Source organism: Sphingobium sp. AP50, from assembly GCF_900109095.1.
Taxonomy (GTDB): domain Bacteria; phylum Pseudomonadota; class Alphaproteobacteria; order Sphingomonadales; family Sphingomonadaceae; genus Sphingobium.
Genome location: NZ_FNYZ01000006.1, coordinates 144,256 through 162,855, shown reverse-complemented (window position 1 = coordinate 162,855; position 18,600 = coordinate 144,256). Strand labels below are relative to the sequence as shown.

The following is an 18,600-nucleotide window of genomic DNA, read 5'->3' as shown; positions in this document are numbered from 1 at the left end:
CTCGCTTAGCACAGATTGCGCTTATCCCGCCAATTTCTCCAGCAGCGCCTTGGCGGCTGCCGTTTCGGCTTCCTGCTTCGATGCGCCGGTCGCGCTCGCTTCGCCCGCGCCCTTGATCGACACCGTCACGGTGAAGCGCAGCGAATGTTGCGGTCCCGACCGGTCGGTCATCACATATTCGGGGGGCTTGCGCTTGTTGGCGGCGGCCCATTCCTGAAGATAGGATTTGGGGTGGCGCGGGGCGCTGGTCTGGGTGTCGACCCGGCTGCCCCACAGGCGGCGGACGAGCGCACGCGCTTCCTCCAGCCCGGCCTCCAGATAGAGCGCGCCGATCAGCGCCTCCATCACGTCGCCCAGCACATTGTCACTGTCGGCCGCGCCATCGTCGCGCGCCTGCTTGCCCAGGATCAGATGCTTGGGCACGCCGGCCCCGCGCGCGATCTCGGCGCAGGTTTCGCCCGACACCAGCGCATTATAGCGGCGCGACAGCTTGCCCTCCGGCTCTTCGGTAAAGCGCTCATAGACCCATTCGCCGATCAGCAGGCCCAATATGCGGTCGCCCAGAAATTCCAGCCGCTCATAATTGACCGCCTTGGCGCTGCCATGAGTCAACGCCTGTTCGAACGCAGCCCGGTTTTTGGGCGCGCGACCGATCAGTTCCTTCAGCCAGCTATCTGTATCGGGCCCATGCGAACTCACTTTCAAAAGCCTTCCCCGATACGGCTCCAGCGGGCGGCGGTGAACCAGGTCCAGGGGAGCAGCCAGTTGGCGCTGCCGTCGGTGGAAAAGATCGAGATCATCGCCTTGCCGACCAGATTCTTTTCCGGGACCAGACCGATGCCGCCGCCTTCGACCGCCGGGAAGCGGCTGTCGGCGCTGCGATCGCGATTGTCGCCCATCATGAACAGATGGCCTTCGGGCACCAGCACCGTATCGCGATCATCCGCCGCGCCATCGGGCACCAGATCGAGGACGTTGTAGCTCTTGCCACCGGGCAGCGTTTCGCGGAATTGCGGATAACGGCACTGCTTGCCGCCACCGGGCGCGGCCTGTTCGAATTCCGGGCGGTAGCAGGGGGAAGCGGCGCCTTCCTTGGCAGCGGCGTCCTCCATGTTCGGCGTCACCGGGATAACGAGGTCGGCGACCTTTTGCTTGGGGATGGCCTGACCGTTCAGATAGACCGTGCCGCCGCGTACCGCGATCATGTCACCGGGCAGGCCGATAACGCGCTTGATATAGTCGTTCTTCTGGTTTGGCGGCGCCTTGAACACGACCACGTCGCCGCGCTGGGGCGTGGAGGCCAGGATGCGGCCGGGGATCAGCGGGACCGAGAAGGGCAGCGAATAGCGCGAATAGCCATAGGGCCATTTGGCGACCAGCAGATAATCGCCGATCAGCAGGCGCGGCTGCATCGATTCCGACGGGATGTTGAAGGGCGAGATGATGAAGCTGCGCAGGATGAAGACGAACAGCCCCAGCTTGGCGAGAAACCAGAGGAAATCCCGCGTTTCGGATTTGGCAGTCATGGACGTTCGTCTTTTCCTTCGCTCTGGCCCGAAAAGGGGCCGTCGCGGCTTTTGCGGCGTCGTAAAGGCCGCGTCAAGCACGCGACATGGTGCATTGCACGCCGGACCCGTTTAAGCAGAGACAGAATCGACCGGTGCAGCGTCGATATCGACCAACATCATAAGAGGACAACTGCATGACCAGCCCTGCACTGTCAGGTTCCTTGGCGGCCATTGCCGCGCTGCCGCAAGCCGAACTCAAGTCCATTTTCACGACCGATCCCGACCGTTTGTCCAAGCTGGTGCTGACGCAGGGAGGATTGCGGTTCGACTGGTCGAAAACCCATTTGACCGACGATCTGCTGGCCGCTTTTCAGGCGCTGGCCAAGGAACAGGATTTCACCGCCTGGCGCGACGCGCTGTTCGCGGGTGAAGCGGTCAACAACAGTGAAGGCCGCGCGGCCGAGCATCCCGCCGAACGGGGCGAGGGCAATGCGGAAAGCGTCGCCATGGCGAAGGCGCTGCACAACCGCATGCGCGCGCTGATCGACGCAATCGAGGCGGGCGCGCTGGGTGAGGTTCGCCATATCCTGCATATCGGCATCGGCGGGTCGGCGCTTGGCCCCAAGCTGATCGTCGATGCGCTGGATGGCGACGGCGTGCGCTATGATGTGGGCATCGTGTCCAATGTCGATGGCACCGCGCTGGAGCGGGCGATCGAGGGGTTCGATCCGCACACCACGCTGATCGCCATCGCCTCCAAGACCTTCACCACCAGCGAAACCATGCTGAACGCGGCGAGCGCGATCAACTGGATGGTCGAGGCCGGCGTCGAAGACCCCTATGGCAAGGTGATCGCGCTGACCGCCGCGCCGGAAAAGGCGATGGAATGGGGTGTCGATGAAACCCGCATCCTGCCTTTCGCGGAGTCGGTGGGCGGCCGCTATTCGCTCTGGTCGTCGATCGGTTTCCCCGCCGCGCTGGCGCTGGGCTGGGATGCATTCGAAAGCCTGCTGGAGGGCGCGGCGGCGATGGACCGTCATTTCCGCCTGTCCGACCCCAGCGAGAATGCCCCGCTGATCGCTGCCTTCGTCGACCAATATTATACCCGCGTGCTGGGCCTCCAGACCCGCGCGCTGTTTGCCTATGACGAGCGGCTGGCGCTGCTGCCCTTCTACCTCCAGCAACTGGAGATGGAGAGCAACGGCAAGAGCGTGACCCGCGACGGGCAACCGGTCGAAGGACCGAGCGCGCCGATCACATGGGGCGGCGTGGGCACCGATGCGCAGCATGCCGTGTTTCAGTTGCTGCATCAGGGCACGATCGTCTCGCCGGTCGAGTTCATCGCCTCGATCGAGCCAGGCCATGCGCTGGACCCGGCGCATCATCGCGCGCTGCTGGTCAACTGCTTCGCACAGGGTGCGGCGCTGATGCGCGGCAAGGAGAATGCGGACGATCCGGCGCGCGCCTATCCCGGCAACCGGCCGTCGACCACGATCCTGATGGACGATGTGACGCCCGAAGCGCTGGGCGCACTGATCGCCTTCTACGAACATCGCACCTTCGCCAATGCGGTGCTGATGGGCATCAACCCGTTCGACCAGTTCGGCGTGGAACTGGGCAAGGAAATCGCCAAGTCGATCGAGGCCAACGGGCCGACCGGCTTCGACCCGTCGACGATGGCGCTGATCGACCTCGCGCTGGGCGGGGAGTAACCACGACAGCCGTTCGTTTCGAGCGTGTCGAGAAACGCGGGCACAGCGCTTCCCGCTTCTCGACTTCGCTCGAAGCGAACGGAGGTGGTTTGTCTACCAGCAAGAAGATTCCCATTTGTAACTCCGCGCCCCAGCCGCCATATCCGCCCCCAAGTTTGATGGCGCGTCGCCCAACCCGTGATGCGCCGAGCGGAGGCCATGCATGAGCGAGTTTGATTTCGACCTTTTCGTCATTGGCGCCGGATCGGGCGGCGTGCGCGCCTCCCGCGTCGCGGCGGCGCATGGCGCGAAGGTGGCCGTGGCCGAGGAATTCCGGGTCGGCGGCACCTGCGTCATTCGCGGCTGCGTGCCCAAGAAGCTGCTCATCTATGGTGCGCATTTCGCCGAGGATCTGAAGGACGCCCGCCGTTTCGGCTGGGACGTGCCGGAATGCGGCTTTGAATGGACCACGCTGCGCGACAATGTGCTGGCCGATGTCGACCGGCTGGAAGGGCTGTATGGCAATACGCTGAGCAGCCACAAGGTCGAGGTGATCCGCGAGCGCGCGACCATCACCGGGCCGCATGGCATCAAGCTGGCGAGCGGGCGCGAGGTGACGGCCAAGGTCATATTGGTCGCGACCGGCGCCTGGCCGGTGGTGCCGGAAGTGGAGGGCGCCGAACATGGCATCACCAGCAACGAAGTCTTCCATCTGGACGAATGCCCCAAGCGGATCGTGATCGTCGGCGGCGGCTATATCGCCAATGAATTTGCCGGCATCTTCCATCAGTTCGGCAGCCACGTGACGATGGTCAATCGCGGCAGCGACCTGCTGCGCGGCTATGATGCGCAGATTCGCGACCGGCTCCTCCAGATCAGCATGACGAAGGGGATCAATTTCCGCTTCAATGCGAAGATGGAGCGGATCGAGAAGAATGACGACGGCACGCTGTGCGTCCATTTCAAGGATGGCGATCCGGTCGCGGCGGACGTGGTGCTGTTTGCCACCGGGCGCAAGCCACATGTCGGCGGGCTGGGGCTGGAGACAGCCGGGGTGGACCTGACCGAGAAGGGCGCGATCAAGGTCGACGATTATAGCCAGACCACATGCGAGAGCATCTATGCGGTGGGCGACGTTACCGACCGTCTGCAACTGACCCCGGTGGCGATCCGCGAAGGCCATGCCTTTGCCGACACGGTGTTCGGCGATAACAAGCGGAAGGTCGACTATAGTTGCGTCCCTTCCGCCGTGTTCAGCCATCCGCCGCTGGCGGGCGTGGGCCTGACAGAGGCGGAGGCTAAGAACCAATATGGCACGGTGAAGGTCTACACGTCCGATTTCCGGCCGATGAAGAATGTGCTGGCGGGGCGTGAGGAACGGGCGCTCTACAAGATGATCGTGGACGCCACGACCAACAAGGTGGTCGGCCTGCACATGATCGGCCCGGACGCGCCGGAAATCCTGCAAGCCGCCGCGATCGCGGTGAAGGCGGGCCTGACCAAGCAGGATTTCGACGACACCGTCGCGCTGCACCCCAGCATGGCCGAGGAACTGGTACTGCTGAAATAAGCCAACGGTGTTCCTGCGAAAGCAGGAACCCAGGGCGGTCAGGCGCTTCGCGTTAAACCCTGGGCTCCTGCTTTCGCAGGAGCAGTTTCACACGGCAGCGAAAGTCACTACCAGCGCATCGCGCCAGGCCGGTTGCGCAGGGTCCACCGCGTGGATTTCCGTCACGCCGTGGAGGATGCGGTGATCGTCGATCAGCATCGTGTCGCCGGCCTGAGTAAGCGTGAATTCGCCCAGCGCCGTGCCGTCCGGCGCGCCGATCCGGGTGACACCTTCGCGCACATTGCGGCGCTCCACCAGCATCACCAGCACATGGTCCACGCCGTCGCGGTGCATGCCTTCGGGCGTGGGACGGCCATTCTCGCCCGGCTTCGCTTCGATCCGGAACTGGTGCAGTTCGACATGCCAGTCGCCCTTGCGCGCTGGATCGAAACTCTCGGCGGCGAAGGCGAAAATGGATTGCAGGACGGGGCTGTCCACCGTCTCCGGCTGTACCGGATCGAACCAGCGCTGCACGTCGCCGTTGAGCGGGTTATAGTCGCGGCTCTGATAATGGGGCTGGTGCGGCTTGCGGCTATAATGCCCGGCTTCCAGAGCAAAGGCGGCATGGCGGCGGCGGCGATATCGCCCGCCATCGGCCATGTAGAGATCGGGGCCAAGATCGTTCCAGCTTGCGGCGAAACGATCCCAGTCCTGCGGGGCGATGCCAAGCTGATCGAACAATGCCGCGCCGGACAAGCGAGCATAGCCGTCCTTTGTCAGGGCGTCTTCGATTGGGGAAAGGCTGTCCGTGTCGCTCATCTTCATTCCTCTAGTGGAGGCAACAGACGAGCGACAGGGCCAGTTTCCGCAAGGCGGATTGTCACGACCCCGTTCGTGCTGAGTAGGGTCTGAGCAAAGTCGAAGACCCGTATCGAAGCACTGATCCTTCGATACGCCATTTCGACAAGCTCAATGGCTACTCAGGGCGAACGGCGGTAGGGTGAATTACGCGATCGTCGGCACCATGCCGCCTTCCACCCGCAGCGCGGCGCCGTTGGTCGCGGCGGCGAGCGGGCTGGCGAGATAGGCGACCATCGCGCCAACCTCATCCGCTTCGATCAGCCGCTTGATCAGCGACAGCGGGCGCAGTTTGGTGAAGAATTCCGCTTCCCGCTCGGCTTCGGGCGCATCCTTGTTCTCGACGACGGAGCGGATGAACTCGACAATGCCTTCCGACCGGGTCGGGCCGGGCAGCACGCTGTTGACCGTGACGCCGGTGCCGCGCGTATGTTCGGCCAGGCCACGCGAGATGGAAAGCTGGGCCGATTTGGTCATGCCATAATGGATCATCTCGGCAGGCGGCAGCAGGCCGCTTTCGCTGGCGATGAAGATCACGCGCCCCCAATTCTGCTCCAGCATCCTGGGGAAATAATGGCGGGACAGGCGCGCGCCGCTCACCACATTCACCTCGAACAGATGGTGCCAGTCTTCATCGCTGATGTCGGCGAAGTCCTTGGCCTCATAGATGCCCAGATTGTTAACGAGGATGTCGGTGCTGGGAACGGCCGCGATCAGCGCGGCGGCGCCTTCCGCGGTGGCGGGGTCGGCGAGCACGGCGTTGACCGGCAGGCCGATTTCGGCGGCGGCGGCGTCCAGCTTGGCCTGGCTGCGGCCGGTGATGGTGACGGCCACGCCTTCTTCGGCAAGGCGTTTGGCGATGGCAAGGCCGATGCCGGCGGTCGATCCGGTGACGATGGCGCTCTTGTTGGTCAGTTTCAGGTCCATGGGGCTACTCCCTCAAGCATGATTGATACAGCGAATGAGACAGTAGATAGATTTTTGCTGATTGATGATTAGATGGAACATCATCACTTCAGAAGTGAATCCAGCGCATGAATAACCATTTCGCCGATGTCGAAAATTTCCTGATGGTCTCCAGCGAGGGCAGTTTCGCGGCCGCGGCCAAATCCCTGCGGCTCACCCCTTCGGCCGTCAGTCGCTCGATCGCCCGGCTGGAACAGCGGCTTAGCGTGTCGCTGATCCGGCGGACGACGCGATCGCTGGCGCTGACGCGGGAGGGGGTGGCCTATCGCGACCGGATGGTGGCGATATTGAGCGACATGGCCGAGGTGGAAAACAGCCTGAGCGACAGCGGGCAGGGGCCGCGCGGGCTGCTGCGGATCAACGCCTCGCCCTCCTTCGGGATCGAATGCCTGATCCCGATCCTGCCGCGTTTCTCCGAACTTCATCCCGCGATCGTCGTGGACCTGACCCTGACCGACGCGATCGTCGATCTGGTGGAGGAGCGGGCGGACATCGCCATCCGCATCGGCCCGCTGCGCGACACGCGACTGCGCGCAAAGAAGCTGGGGCATAGCCGCATGGTCCTGGTGGCCAGCCCCGGCTATCTGGCGCGACGCGGGACGCCGGTGACGCCTGACGATCTGGCCACGCATGATTGCCTGCGCTTCAGCTTCCGCCGGTCGGTGGATAGCTGGCCCTTCCGGATCAACGGCAAGCCGGTCCAGCGACCGGTGCAGGGGCGCTTCTTCGGCAATTCGGGCGAAGTGGTGCGGCGCATGGCGATCGCGGGCGGCGGCATAGCCCGGCACGGCCGCTTCCATGTGGCCAGCGACCTGCGCGAAGGGCGGCTGGTCGAGATATTGGCGGACTATAATGCCGGGGATGGGGAGGATATCCACGCCCTCTATGCAGCGGAAGACCGGGCGGCGGCACGGGTGCGGGCCTTTCTCGACTTCCTGGATGAGGCGATGGTCATAGAAGGGTGATGTGGGCCTTCCATAGTGAGGGGCTATGGCAGGGCATGATAATCTTATTTTACCGCATGGACTCCTGTGGGCATGACGCCATTGTCTGATCGTCAAATCCGGTTATATCAGAACAGTTATTCTATTATGGAGGGGAGTGGCATGTTGACGCGCCGCCAGTTCGGGAAAGCGTTGGGCGGATCGGCGGCTTTGCTGTCCGGCCCGGCATGGGCCGCCCCCTTCCGCACCATACCGCAGCGCGCTTCCGCCCGTGTCATCGTGGATAATGACTTTTCCGGCGATCCCGACGGCCTGGTGGCGCTGGCGCATCAATTGCTAACCCCCAAGACGCGCACGGTTCTGTGCACCTCCTCGGCGCTGGATCGCAAACTGGTCGGCAACGTACCGGCGGACCGCTCGGCCGCGATCGGCAAGGATATCGCATTGGACCTGATCCGCCGCGCGAAGATTGTCGCTGCCCCACCGGTGGAGGCCGGGTCCGAGCATCTCAATCTGGATGCCCCCGAAGCCAGCCCGGCGGCGAGGGCGATCGTGGCGGAGGCGATGCGCAACGACAAACTGCCGCTCTACATCACCTGCGGCGGCCCGCTGACCAATGTCGCGGCGGCGATCCGTCTGAAGCCGGAAATTGCCGGGCGGATGACGCTGATCTGGATCGGCGGCGGGCGCTATCCGCAGGGCGGCTGGGAATATAATCTCTCGGCCGATCTGGCGGCAGCGCGGATCGTGATCGAGCAATCCGCGATCCCGATCTGGCAGATACCGCAGAACGCCTATCGGCAGATGCAGTTTTCCGTGGCGGAATTGCAGGATCGGATGCGGCCGATCTCGGACTTTGGCGCCTGGCTCTATGACAAATTCACCACGCCGCCCGAATTTGTCGATGTCGGCGGAAGCTGGCCGCTGGGCGACAGCCCGACGGTCTTGCTGAGCGCCATTTCCGGCGAAAGCAGCCAATATGTTGACCGCCCGGCGCTGCGCATCAAGCCGGATGGCAGCTATGGCGATCCCGTAGGCAACGGGCGCATGATCCGCGTCTATGAAATGCTGGACGCTCGCCTGACCTTCGAGGATTTCCTGTCGCTGATGCGGATACACGCGGCGGCGGGGTAACGGGATGAAGGGGCGCCCCGTCAGCAGGGCGCCCCTTCATCCGGTCAGAAAGCGACCACCATCGACCCGCTGATCGCGCGGGGCGAGCCGAGATAGGCGGTGGTGGCGGTGCTGGTCAGGCCCGTGCCGGCATAGCCGATATAGACCTTGTCAAACAGGTTGCTGACATTCAACTGGAAGAAGGTCTTCTTGAGGCCCCATTGCTCCAGCGAGAAGCGGGCATCCAGATCGACCAGCGTATAGCCGGGCAGCTTCACCGTGTTGATGTCGTTGATATAGCGTTCGCCGGTCCGTTTGATTTGAAGACCAAGGTCGACAGGGCCGAGCGTGCCCTGAATGCGGCTGCCCAGCGTATAGACCGGGGCGCCGGCCTCCCGCTTGCCGGCGGTCGCGGCATAGGCGGTCGCACTGGTCTGGATATCGTCCTTGATCTTCGACTTGAGGTAAGAGCCGAAGACATAGACCATCAGATCCTTGACCGGGCGCACCGCAAAGCTGCCGTCGACGCCATATTTGTCGACCCGGCCCAGATTGCGGGTGACGGTGCAATCGCAATCGGCGTCATAGGCGCTGGCCAGACGGTTGTTGTAGCGGGTGTACCAGGTCGAAAGCTGCGCCTGAATGATGCCCGACTGATAGCGGAAGCCCAGATCAAAGGCATCTGATGTTTCTGGCTTGGGATTGCCCGAGCTGGAGCCTTCATCGAAGTAGATCGCGCCATAAAGGGCATCGGTACCCGGCACCGACAGGTTCTTGGCATAGCTGGTGAAGACGCTGGCCTTGCCATTCAGCTTGTAGGTGACGCCAAGATTGGGCAGCAGCTTGTTATAGTCGAACTTGCGCGATTGCGGCGCGGCATAGGCGCTGTTCGACGCCAGCAATGTGTCGACCCCAGCCTGCGTGGCGGGGCAGTTGACGTTGCCCGACGCATCGGTGGTCACGCAATATTGGTTCAGGTCGCGGCTGAAGAAGGGCATGCGCGCGCCCAGCAACAGGATGACCTGATCGTCCAGATAGGCGCCACGATACTCGCCCGAAATCTGGTTCAGCGTGGCATAGGACAGGCGGTTGCGCTTCTGCACGACATTGCCGTCGGCATCGACGATCGGGTTGTTGGACGGGAAGACGTCGACCGGGCTGCCGTCCAGTGTCAGATAGCCCGCCTCGCCGGTCTGGCGATGGCGCGCGCGGTCATAGGTATAGGACAAGCGCAGGCGGTTGTTGGGATCGACCTCATAGGAAAGGTTGGCGATCACACCATAGCGCTTCGTCACCGTCTGGCTTGGGGAAAGGACGCGGACGAAATCCTGCGTATCGCCATCGCCATTCAGGTCCACGCCGCCGACATAATAATATTGGGTCGTGCTGCTGGATGCGGTGTTGCGGCTGTCCTTCGTGTAAGAGCCGCCCGTATTGCCGTCCGCGCTGGAGCCTTCATAGGCATAGGATGTGCCGCCGCCATTGGCCTTGGTATATTGGAAGCTGGGATCCACCGTCAGGGTCAGGCCGCTCGCCAGCGTGAAGCGCGAATTCAGGCGGACATTGCCCGTGTTGGACGGGTTGTAGCGGCGCTCGAACGCGGAGCCGCAGCTATTGGCATAGTCGGTAACGCCTGCTTCGGCCGTATCCACCGAACAGGTGGCGGTGTCGTAGAAACGGCTGTCGGTCGTGCCGGGGAAGGTCGCGGTGGTGTAGGTCGAGCCGTTGAACGTATTGCGGTTCTCATTGTAATGGCCCGCGATCGAGATGAAGTCGCCGCTGCTGCCGATCGGCTGATAGATCTTCCCATTATATTGCTGCTTATCGACGCCGCCATAATTGGTGTAGGTCGATTTGTTGGTCGCGTTGGAGGCAGAGAACCAGGCCTTGGTGCCGAAGGGCGTGAAGACGCCGGTCTGGAACATGCCGAAGATGCGGTGATAGGCGCGGTCGTCATCATTGCCGCGCGCGACGATGTTTCCATAGCTGGCGCTGATCATCGCGCCCATCTCGTCCGACGGGGTCAGCGAGCGGATGTTGATCGTGCCGCCGGCGGCCGACGCGGTCGGGCTGTCGACATCGGTCGACCCCAGGCTGACTGTCGCGGATTCGATGATCTCCGGGTCAAGCTGCTGGTTGGTGTAGAGCGCGTAATTGCCGGAATCATTCAGCGGAATGCCGTCGATCGTCTGCGACACGCGATCCGCGCTGAAGCCGCGCACAGTAAAGCTGCCGCCCAGCGACCCCCAGGGGTCTTGGTTGGAGAAGCTGACGCCCGGCACCAGGTTCAGCGTTTCGTTGATCGCCTGACCGGGGCGCTGGCGGGCGATGATTTCCTGATCCAGCGTCACCTTTGCCTTCGGTGTCTCCGGGATCTTCACGCCGCCGACGCTCTGGTCGGTGCGTGCGCCGGTGACGACGATGCTGTCCTCGAAATCCTGTGAGCCGGTCGACTGGGCGAACGCCATCGACGGCGCAGCCACCGCCGCCATGGCGGCGCTGCACATCAAAAATCTCTTCATTGACCCGAATTCCCTTTTCCAGTGTGCCTGCGACGCGCCTGTTCTGTTGTCTTGCGGCGCTGCGCTGTCGGTGACAGCCGCGGCGACGCAACTGCGGTCTGGGCATGACATTTTTGTTAAAAATCACGCGAAATTAAAGTGAAATGTTATGTCGAGACATTTCACTTCATTTCAAATGAAGTATAATAAAAATATAACTAGAAATAATTCAGGATGAATAAGTCAATTAGTAATAATAAAAATGAAAAATTAGCCAAATTTATAATGCTTATCCAATCCAATAGGGTACGATCTGGCGATTGTCCGGATCGACATGGATCGGTCGGTCGGCTGGCGGGAAGGCGCGCTGGTCGCAACTTTGGCGCGGGCACAGGCGGCAGGTGATGCCGATCGGCGTGGCCGCACCTTCCTCCGCCAGATGCAGGCCATCGGCATAGACGAAATTGGCGGCATGGGCGGTTTCGCACCCCAGTACCACCGCATAACGGCGCGGGGTCCGCTTGTAGCTGCCCGATGGCTTCACCAGCCCCTTGGCCATGGAAACATAGCGCACCCCGTCCGGCGTCTCGCCAAGCTGCACATTGATCCGGTCCGGCACGGCCACCGCCTCATGCACATTCCACAGTGGGCAGGCGCCGCCAAAGCGGGCGAATTGCAGGCGGGTGGCGCTGTGCCGTTTGGTGATGTTGCCGGCCATGTCGACCCGGCAAAAGAAGAAGGGGATGCCGCGCAGGCCCGGCCGCTGGAGCGTCGACAACCGGTGGCAGGCCTGTTCGAAACTGACGCCGAAGGTGCGGGCAAGCCGGTCGATATCATGGCGCATCGCCCGCGCCGCTTCCCGAAAGGCGGCATAGGGTAGCAGCAGCGCGCCGGCGGCATAATTGCCAAGGCCGATCATCAGCAGCCGGTCCGCGCCCTGGACGGGGAGGGCCGCCTTCTTCACCACGTCGGCAATCACCGCCTGCCCCTCCAGCATCATCAACTGGTGCGCGAGCATGAACTTGCGGCTTTCGGTCGGCAGAGCCGCATTGATGAACAGCTTGCGTTCGGCCGCGCGATAGGCCCGCAGCGCGCTGTCAGGCGTATCGGCGATCAGCGTTTCGATGCCGTGACGGCGGGCGAGTGCTTCGACCAGCATCCCTTCGTCCAGCACCTGCCCCTGGGTGAAGCTTTCCGCCATCTCCTCCGCCAGGCAATCGAGCGCGTGGACATAATTGCCGCTTTCGTGGAACCAGTCGCGCGCAGCCTCCCAAGGCAGACGGGCCTGCACCTCATGATCGTTGGCGATCGCCTCCTCGATCATGTTGATCCGTTCATTGGCACGCATATGAGCGTTGTACAGGTCCACATAGCGCGCCGCGAATTCGGGAAATTGCAGGTGCAGTTTCTCGATCCGTTCCGGCTCCATCTGGGTGCCGGGCAGTTCGGGATGGCCCAGCGCATAGGTGAAGGCGCCGAGGAGTTGCTCCTCCTCCCGGCTGTCGAAACTGGCCCAGTCGGTGGGGAAGGCGCTGGCGAGCGCCGCCTTGACCTTGGCAGTCAGGGGGCGATCGTCATTTTCCATCTGGGAAAGATAGGATACGGATATGCCCAGTGCCTGCGCCATCGTCGCCTGGTCCATCCGATGGTCCAGTCGAAGCTGGCGCAGGCGAGGACCTGCGAAGATGCGGTTGCCGCGTGCCATATCTGTCTACCCAGTCTTTCCCTATGCCCCCATCACTTCGCTAAAAGTGTGATGATGCAGCAAAGGCGGACCTTAATTGCGAAGTCGCGATTTGCAAATTAGCAAATTTACATTTGCGAACTTTGCCTGAGGCTGGGTAGGGGAAGGGCATAACAACCGTTCGCCTGAACCGGAGAGAAGCCTTACATGTCGAAGCTCGCCATCATCGAACAGCTGGAAGCCAAGCGGGAGGCCGCGCGGATGGGCGGCGGTCAGCGCCGCATCGACGCCCAGCATGCCAAGGGCAAGCTGACCGCACGCGAGCGGCTGGAGGTTCTGCTGGACGAGGACAGCTTTGAAGAGCTGGACATGTATGTCGAGCATAATTGCATCGATTTCGGCATGGATGAGCAGCATATTCCGGGCGACGGCGTCGTCACCGGATCGGGCACGATCAATGGTCGGCTGGTGTTCGTCTTCTCGCAGGATTTCACCGTCTATGGCGGCGCGGTGTCGGAACGGCACGCGATGAAAATCTGCAAGATCATGGACATGGCGCTGAAGGTCGGCGCGCCCGTGATCGGCCTCAACGACAGCGGCGGCGCGCGCATTCAGGAAGGCGTGGCCTCGCTGGGCGGCTATGCCGAGATTTTCCAGCGCAATGTGCTGGCGTCGGGCGTGGTGCCGCAGATCAGCGTCATCATGGGGCCGTGCGCGGGCGGCGCGGTCTATTCGCCGGCGATGACCGACTTCATCTTCATGGTGAAGGACAGCAGTTTCATGTTCGTGACCGGGCCGGACGTGGTCAAGACGGTGACGAACGAAGTCGTCACGCAGGAGGAACTGGGCGGCGCGGTGACGCACACGACCAAGTCCGGCGTGGCGGACGTCGCGTTCGACAATGATATCGAGGCGCTGCTGGCGGTGCGCGATTTCGTCGACTTCCTGCCTGCGTCCAACAAGGAGCCGGTGCCGGAACGGCCGAGCGCGGACCCGTGGGACCGGATCGAGGAGAGTCTCGACACGGTCATCCCGGCCAACGCCAACCAGCCCTATGACATGCACGAAGTCATTCGCAAGGTGGTGGACGAGGGCGACTTCTTCGAAGTGCAGCCCGCCCATGCGGGCAATATCCTGTGCGGCTTCGGCCGGATTGAGGGCAAGACCGTGGGCATCATCGCCAACCAGCCTATGGTGCTGGCGGGCGTGCTGGACATCAATTCATCCAAGAAGGCCGGGCGGTTCGTCCGCTTCTGCGATGCATTCGAAATCCCGATCGTCACCTTCGTCGACGTGCCGGGCTTCCTGCCGGGCACCGCGCAGGAACATAGCGGCATCATCAAACATGGCGCCAAGCTGCTGTTCGCCTATGCCGAAGCGACCGTGCCGAAGATCACCGTCATCACCCGCAAGGCCTATGGTGGCGCCTATGACGTGATGAGTTCCAAGCATCTGCGGGGCGACTTGAACTATGCCTGGCCGACGGCCGAAATCGCGGTGATGGGCGCCAAGGGCGCGGTCGAGATCATCTTCCGCGGCAAGACGCCCGAAGAGATTGCACAGAAGACCAAGGAATATGAAGACCGCTTCGCCAACCCCTTCGTGGCAGCAAGCAAGGGCTTCATCGACGAGGTGATCCAGCCGCATTCGACGCGGCGGCGTATCGCGCTGGGCCTGCGCAAGCTGCGCAACAAGGCGCTGGAGAACCCGTGGAAGAAGCATGACAATATTCCGCTGTGAACCAGGAGTCCGCAAACACGCTGATTTTCATTTGGCTGAGCATTGTCGGTGTAGGCTTTGCCAGTGCGTTGTGGCTGCTTGTCAGCGCATTTCGAACCGGTGTCGCCAGAAGCCATCTCTTTGATGACGGCGCAGATCGAAGCATATCGCCACGCGCCTTCAATGTTGTCGTGGTGCAACTGATATTCGGGGCTGTTTTTGCCGGCCTTATATTCATTGCAAGTTTGGGAATGTTGAAATGAAACTCGGCCGTCTCAACCATATCGGCATCGCCACGCCTTCGCTGGAGGCGAGCCTTGCTTATTATCGCGACATCATGGGCGCCACCCTGATGCACGAGCCGTTCGATCTGCCCGAGCAGGGGGTGAAGGTGTGTTTCGTCGATACGCCGGGTGAGAATGGCCCGAATGGACCAACTGTGGGCACGCAGATCGAATTGATCGAGCCGCTGGGCGAGAACAGCCCGATCCACGGCTTCATCGCCAAGAACCCGGCCGGGGGGCAGCATCATATGTGCTATGAAGTGGCCGATATTCACGAGGCGAAGGCGTGGTTCGAGGGGCTGGGCAAGAAGATACTGGGTGAACCGCGCATCGGCGCCCATGGCACGCCGATCTTCTTCGTGCATCCCAGGGATATGAACGGGGTGCTGACCGAGATTATGGAGACGCCGAAGGACGGCGCGCACTGACATCCCCCCTCCTGCAAGCGGGAGGGGTGGCGAGACTTGGCGGCTCTGCCGCCTGGTCGCAGCGGGGTGGGCACGGAACAGCCCACTCCAACTCCGGCTAAGCAGCAAGCTGCTAAGCCTGCATATCCTCTCCCGCCTCCGGGAGAGGAGTGAAGGGTAGGAACGAATGACCGAGAAGCCGACGCTGGACCAGTGGGCCGCCGCTGCCGCCAAGGAAGTGAAGGGCAAGGATCTGAACTGGGATACCCCCGAAGGTATCGTGGTGAAGCCGCTCTACACCGCCGAGGATGTGACCGTCGATCCCGGCCTGCCCGGCTTCGCGCCATTCACGCGCGGCGTGCGCGCTTCCATGTATGCGGGCCGCCCCTGGACCATCCGCCAATATGCGGGCTTCTCCACCGCCGAGGAATCCAACGCCTTCTATCGCCGCAACCTCGCCGCCGGGCAGAAGGGGCTGTCCGTCGCGTTCGATCTCGCCACCCATCGCGGCTATGACAGCGATCATCCCCGCGTGACCGGCGATGTCGGCAAGGCCGGCGTGGCGATCGACACGATCGAGGATATGAAGATCCTGTTCGATGGCATCCCGCTCGACAAGATGAGCGTGTCGATGACCATGAACGGCGCGGTTATCCCGATCCTGGCCTTCTTCATCGTCGCGGGCGAGGAGCAGGGGGTCGAGCGCAAGCTGCTCGACGGGACCATCCAGAACGACATTCTCAAGGAGTTCATGGTCCGCAACACCTATATCTACCCGCCCGAACCCTCGATGCGGATCATCAGCGACATTTTCGGCTATACGTCGCGGGAAATGCCCAAGTTCAACAGCATCTCCATTTCCGGCTATCACATGCAGGAAGCCGGCGCGACGCAGGTGCAGGAACTGGCCTTCACCATCGCCGACGGCGCGGAATATGTGCGCTATGGCGTGGCGAGCGGCCTCGACATCGACAAGTTTGCCGGGCGGCTGAGCTTCTTCTTCGCGATCGGCATGAATTTCTTCATGGAGATCGCCAAGCTGCGCGCCGCGCGCGTGCTGTGGCATCGCGTCATGACCAAGCTGGGGGCGCAGGATGAGCGCAGCAAGATGCTGCGCACCCATTGCCAGACCAGCGGCGTGTCGCTGACCGAGCAAGACCCCTATAACAATGTCATGCGCACCACGATCGAGGCGATGGCGGCGATGCTGGGCGGCACCCAGTCGCTCCACACCAACGCGCTGGACGAGGCGATCGCCCTGCCGACGGACTTTTCCGCCCGCATCGCCCGCAATACGCAGATCGTCATTCAGGAAGAGACGGGCATGTGCAATGTCGTCGATCCGCTGGGCGGCAGCTACTATGTCGAGGCGCTGACCCAGCAACTGGTCGACGCCGCGCAGGAGATCATCGACCGCGTGGAAGCCGAAGGCGGCATGGCGAAGGCGGTTGGCGCTGGCTGGCCCAAGGCGATGATCGAAACCGCTGCCGCCGCCCGTCAGGCCCGCGTCGATCGCGGCGACGACGTGATCGTGGGGGTGAACAAATATCGCCTCGCCAATGAAGACCTTCTGGAAACGCTGGAAGTCGACAATGCCAAGGTCCGCGAAGGCCAGATCGCCCGCATCAACCGGGTGAAGGCCGAGCGTGACGAGGACAAGTGCCAGGCCGCGCTGCAATCGCTGCGTGACGCCGCCGCCGGTCCGCAATCGATCGAGAACAATCTCCTCGCCCATGCGGTCGAAGCCGCCCGCGCCCGCGCCACGCTGGGCGAAATCTCCGCCGCCATGGAGGACAGCTTCAACCGCTATGGCACCCAGCCGACGCCCGTGAAGGGCGTCTATGCCGCCCCCTATGCAGGGGACAGCCGCTGGCAACAGGTTCTCGACGGCGTGCAGGCCGTCGAACGGCGCCTCGGTCGTAAACCCAAGCTTCTTGTTGCGAAGATGGGCCAGGATGGACACGACCGGGGCGCCAACATCATCGCATCCGCCTTTGGCGACATGGGGTTCGACGTGGTGTCCGGCCCGCTGTTCCAGACGCCGGAGGAAACGGTGTTGCTGGCGCTCGATACCGGGGTCGATGTGGTCGGCGCGTCGTCGCTCGCCGCCGGGCACAAGACGCTGATCCCGGAACTGATCAACCGGCTGCGCGACCACGGCCGTAGCGACATCAAGGTGATCGCCGGCGGGGTCATCCCGCCGCAGGATTATGACTATCTTCGTGACGCAGGGGTTCAGGGCATTTATGGGCCGGGTTCCAATGTCGTGGAGTGCGCCGCCGATGTGCTGCGCCTGCTCGGCCACAACATGCCCCCGGCGGGGCTAGAGGAAGCTGCGTAGATGAATACCCCCTGCACCCTGACCGCCCGCAACGACTGGACGCGCGAGGAAATCGCCGCGCTGTTCGACCTGCCGTTCAACGACCTGATGTTTGAGGCGCAGTCGATCCACCGCGCGAACTTCCCGCGTAATGAAGTGCAACTGTCCACCTTGCTGTCGATCAAGACCGGCGGTTGCCCGGAGGATTGCGGTTACTGCAACCAGTCGGCATCGGCGGAAAGCGGCCTGAAGGCCGAGAAGCTGATGAGCGTGCAGGCGGTGATGCAGGCGGCGGCGCAGGCGAAGGACGCAGGGTCTTCGCGTTTCTGCATGGGTGCAGCCTGGCGCAACCCCAAGGAACGCGACATGCCCGCCATCGTCGAGATGGTGAAGGGCGTGCGCCAGATGGGCATGGAAACCTGCATGACGCTGGGGATGCTGAGCGAAAGCCAGGCCGATATGCTCGCGGAAGCCGGCCTCGATTATTACAACCATAATATCGACACTTCGCCCGAACATTATGAGAAGGTCATCACCACCCGGACCTTTGACGATCGTCTGGTGACGCTGGAAAATGTCCGCAATTCGGGCATCAATGTGTGCAGCGGCGGGATCGTGGGCATGGGTGAGGCGCGCGAGGATCGCGTCGGCTTCCTGCACGCGCTGGCCGTGCTGCCGGTCCATCCGCAAAGCGTGCCGATCAACGCGCTGGTGCCGGTCAAGGGCACGGTGCTGGGCAATATGCTGGCCGACACCCCGCTCGCCAAGATCGATGAGATCGAGTTTGTGCGCACGGTTGCGGTCGCGCGGATCGTGATGCCGGAGAGCATGGTGCGCCTGTCTGCGGGCCGCGAGAGCATGTCGGATAGCTGCCAGGCGCTTTGCTTTATGGCGGGGGCGAACAGCATCTTTACCGGCGACAAGCTGCTGACCACGGCGAACGCGGGCGACAATGCGGATGCCGCGTTGTTCGCGAAGCTTGGCTTCGTGCCGATGCAGGCTGAGGTGAAGGTTGCTATGGAGGCGGCTGAATAAGGATGATCCGCTTTTTGGGGT

The 18,600-nt window shown here is 62.6% G+C and carries 15 protein-coding genes; 9 read left to right on the top strand and 6 right to left on the bottom strand.

Going from position 1 to position 18,600, the window contains the following annotated elements; all coding sequences use genetic code 11:
* Nucleotides 1-21: 21 nt before the first annotated feature.
* Both rnc and lepB read right to left on the bottom strand, forming a co-directional pair.
* Entirely contained in the window at nucleotides 22-705 is a 684-nt protein-coding gene (gene rnc, locus BMY84_RS12645) for a ribonuclease III (RefSeq protein WP_093084293.1), read from the bottom strand.
* Nucleotides 702-1,526 carry a signal peptidase I gene (gene lepB, locus BMY84_RS12640; protein ID WP_093084292.1) on the bottom strand — a complete coding sequence of 275 codons (825 nt, stop codon included), beginning with the start codon at nucleotides 1,524-1,526 and terminating at the stop codon, nucleotides 702-704. Before lepB ends, rnc begins: the two co-directional genes overlap by 4 nt.
* 176 nt (nucleotides 1,527-1,702) lie before the next feature.
* Here lepB and pgi point away from each other — a divergent pair, with 176 nt between their 5' ends.
* Complete coding sequence (gene pgi / locus BMY84_RS12635; protein ID WP_093084290.1) at nucleotides 1,703-3,220, top strand: glucose-6-phosphate isomerase; 1,518 nt, start codon at nucleotides 1,703-1,705, stop codon at nucleotides 3,218-3,220.
* A 202-nt stretch (nucleotides 3,221-3,422) separates the two neighbouring features.
* Complete coding sequence (gene gor / locus BMY84_RS12630; RefSeq protein ID WP_093084289.1) at nucleotides 3,423-4,769, top strand: glutathione-disulfide reductase; 1,347 nt, start codon at nucleotides 3,423-3,425, stop codon at nucleotides 4,767-4,769.
* Nucleotides 4,770-4,856: 87 nt separating this feature from the next.
* On the opposite strand, the gene BMY84_RS12625 is transcribed toward gor, so the two are convergent.
* Together BMY84_RS12625 and BMY84_RS12620 are read right to left on the bottom strand one after the other, a co-directional pair.
* Nucleotides 4,857-5,567, bottom strand: a complete 711-nt coding sequence (locus BMY84_RS12625) for a 2OG-Fe dioxygenase family protein (RefSeq protein WP_093084401.1) — start codon at nucleotides 5,565-5,567, stop codon at nucleotides 4,857-4,859.
* Nucleotides 5,568-5,753: 186 nt separating this feature from the next.
* Nucleotides 5,754-6,533 carry an SDR family NAD(P)-dependent oxidoreductase gene (locus BMY84_RS12620; RefSeq protein ID WP_093084287.1) on the bottom strand — a complete coding sequence of 260 codons (780 nt, stop codon included), beginning with the start codon at nucleotides 6,531-6,533 and terminating at the stop codon, nucleotides 5,754-5,756.
* 107 nt (nucleotides 6,534-6,640) lie between these two features.
* On the opposite strand from BMY84_RS12620, the gene BMY84_RS12615 reads away from it, so the two are divergent.
* Together BMY84_RS12615 and BMY84_RS12610 are read left to right on the top strand one after the other, a co-directional pair.
* Nucleotides 6,641-7,537, top strand: a complete 897-nt coding sequence (locus tag BMY84_RS12615) for a LysR family transcriptional regulator (RefSeq protein ID WP_093084286.1) — start codon at nucleotides 6,641-6,643, stop codon at nucleotides 7,535-7,537.
* A gap of 141 nt (nucleotides 7,538-7,678) precedes the next feature.
* Nucleotides 7,679-8,650 (top strand): nucleoside hydrolase, encoded by a 972-nt coding sequence (locus BMY84_RS12610; RefSeq protein WP_177203998.1) that lies wholly within the window; start codon nucleotides 7,679-7,681, stop codon nucleotides 8,648-8,650.
* A 44-nt stretch (nucleotides 8,651-8,694) separates the two neighbouring features.
* On the opposite strand, the gene BMY84_RS12605 is transcribed toward BMY84_RS12610, so the two are convergent.
* Entirely contained in the window at nucleotides 8,695-11,151 is a 2,457-nt protein-coding gene (locus BMY84_RS12605; RefSeq protein ID WP_177203997.1) for a TonB-dependent receptor, read from the bottom strand.
* Between the two features lie 268 nt (nucleotides 11,152-11,419).
* Nucleotides 11,420-12,835 (bottom strand): helix-turn-helix domain-containing protein, encoded by a 1,416-nt coding sequence (locus BMY84_RS12600; protein ID WP_093084281.1) that lies wholly within the window; start codon nucleotides 12,833-12,835, stop codon nucleotides 11,420-11,422.
* Between the two features lie 186 nt (nucleotides 12,836-13,021).
* Between BMY84_RS12600 and BMY84_RS12595 the strand changes: the two genes are divergently transcribed.
* From BMY84_RS12595 to bioB, 5 genes are all read left to right on the top strand, one after another.
* The gene (locus tag BMY84_RS12595; RefSeq protein WP_093084280.1) at nucleotides 13,022-14,554 is read left to right on the top strand and encodes an acyl-CoA carboxylase subunit beta; all 1,533 of its coding nucleotides are present in this window, start codon (nucleotides 13,022-13,024) and stop codon (nucleotides 14,552-14,554) included.
* Nucleotides 14,551-14,796, top strand: coding sequence for a hypothetical protein (locus tag BMY84_RS29725; RefSeq protein ID WP_093084278.1), 246 nt, complete (start codon nucleotides 14,551-14,553; stop codon nucleotides 14,794-14,796). The genes BMY84_RS12595 and BMY84_RS29725 overlap by 4 nt, the downstream gene beginning before the upstream one ends.
* Nucleotides 14,793-15,245, top strand: coding sequence for a methylmalonyl-CoA epimerase (gene mce / locus BMY84_RS12585; protein ID WP_093084277.1), 453 nt, complete (start codon nucleotides 14,793-14,795; stop codon nucleotides 15,243-15,245). The genes BMY84_RS29725 and mce overlap by 4 nt, the downstream gene beginning before the upstream one ends.
* Nucleotides 15,246-15,411: 166 nt before the next feature.
* Nucleotides 15,412-17,565 carry a methylmalonyl-CoA mutase gene (scpA, locus tag BMY84_RS12580; protein WP_093084275.1) on the top strand — a complete coding sequence of 718 codons (2,154 nt, stop codon included), beginning with the start codon at nucleotides 15,412-15,414 and terminating at the stop codon, nucleotides 17,563-17,565.
* Complete coding sequence (gene bioB / locus BMY84_RS12575) at nucleotides 17,566-18,579, top strand: biotin synthase BioB (RefSeq protein ID WP_093084274.1); 1,014 nt, start codon at nucleotides 17,566-17,568, stop codon at nucleotides 18,577-18,579.
* The last annotated feature ends 21 nt before the right edge of the window (nucleotides 18,580-18,600 follow it).

Bases quoted from the DNA above. Each gene is read 5' to 3' on its own strand.
- lepB (WP_093084292.1), bottom strand. From the start codon at position 1,526: ATGACTGCCAAATCCGAAACGCGGGATTTCCTCTGGTTTCTCGCCAAG.
- pgi (WP_093084290.1), top strand. From the start codon at position 1,703: ATGACCAGCCCTGCACTGTCAGGTTCCTTGGCGGCCATTGCCGCGCTG.
- gor (WP_093084289.1), top strand. From the start codon at position 3,423: ATGAGCGAGTTTGATTTCGACCTTTTCGTCATTGGCGCCGGATCGGGC.
- BMY84_RS12625 (WP_093084401.1), bottom strand. From the start codon at position 5,567: ATGAGCGACACGGACAGCCTTTCCCCAATCGAAGACGCCCTGACAAAG.
- BMY84_RS12620 (WP_093084287.1), bottom strand. From the start codon at position 6,533: ATGGACCTGAAACTGACCAACAAGAGCGCCATCGTCACCGGATCGACC.
- BMY84_RS12615 (WP_093084286.1), top strand. From the start codon at position 6,641: ATGAATAACCATTTCGCCGATGTCGAAAATTTCCTGATGGTCTCCAGC.
- BMY84_RS12610 (WP_177203998.1), top strand. From the start codon at position 7,679: ATGTTGACGCGCCGCCAGTTCGGGAAAGCGTTGGGCGGATCGGCGGCT.
- BMY84_RS12605 (WP_177203997.1), bottom strand. From the start codon at position 11,151: ATGAAGAGATTTTTGATGTGCAGCGCCGCCATGGCGGCGGTGGCTGCG.
- BMY84_RS12600 (WP_093084281.1), bottom strand. From the start codon at position 12,835: ATGGCACGCGGCAACCGCATCTTCGCAGGTCCTCGCCTGCGCCAGCTT.
- BMY84_RS12595 (WP_093084280.1), top strand. From the start codon at position 13,022: ATGTCGAAGCTCGCCATCATCGAACAGCTGGAAGCCAAGCGGGAGGCC.
- mce (WP_093084277.1), top strand. From the start codon at position 14,793: ATGAAACTCGGCCGTCTCAACCATATCGGCATCGCCACGCCTTCGCTG.
- scpA (WP_093084275.1), top strand. From the start codon at position 15,412: ATGACCGAGAAGCCGACGCTGGACCAGTGGGCCGCCGCTGCCGCCAAG.
- bioB (WP_093084274.1), top strand. From the start codon at position 17,566: ATGAATACCCCCTGCACCCTGACCGCCCGCAACGACTGGACGCGCGAG.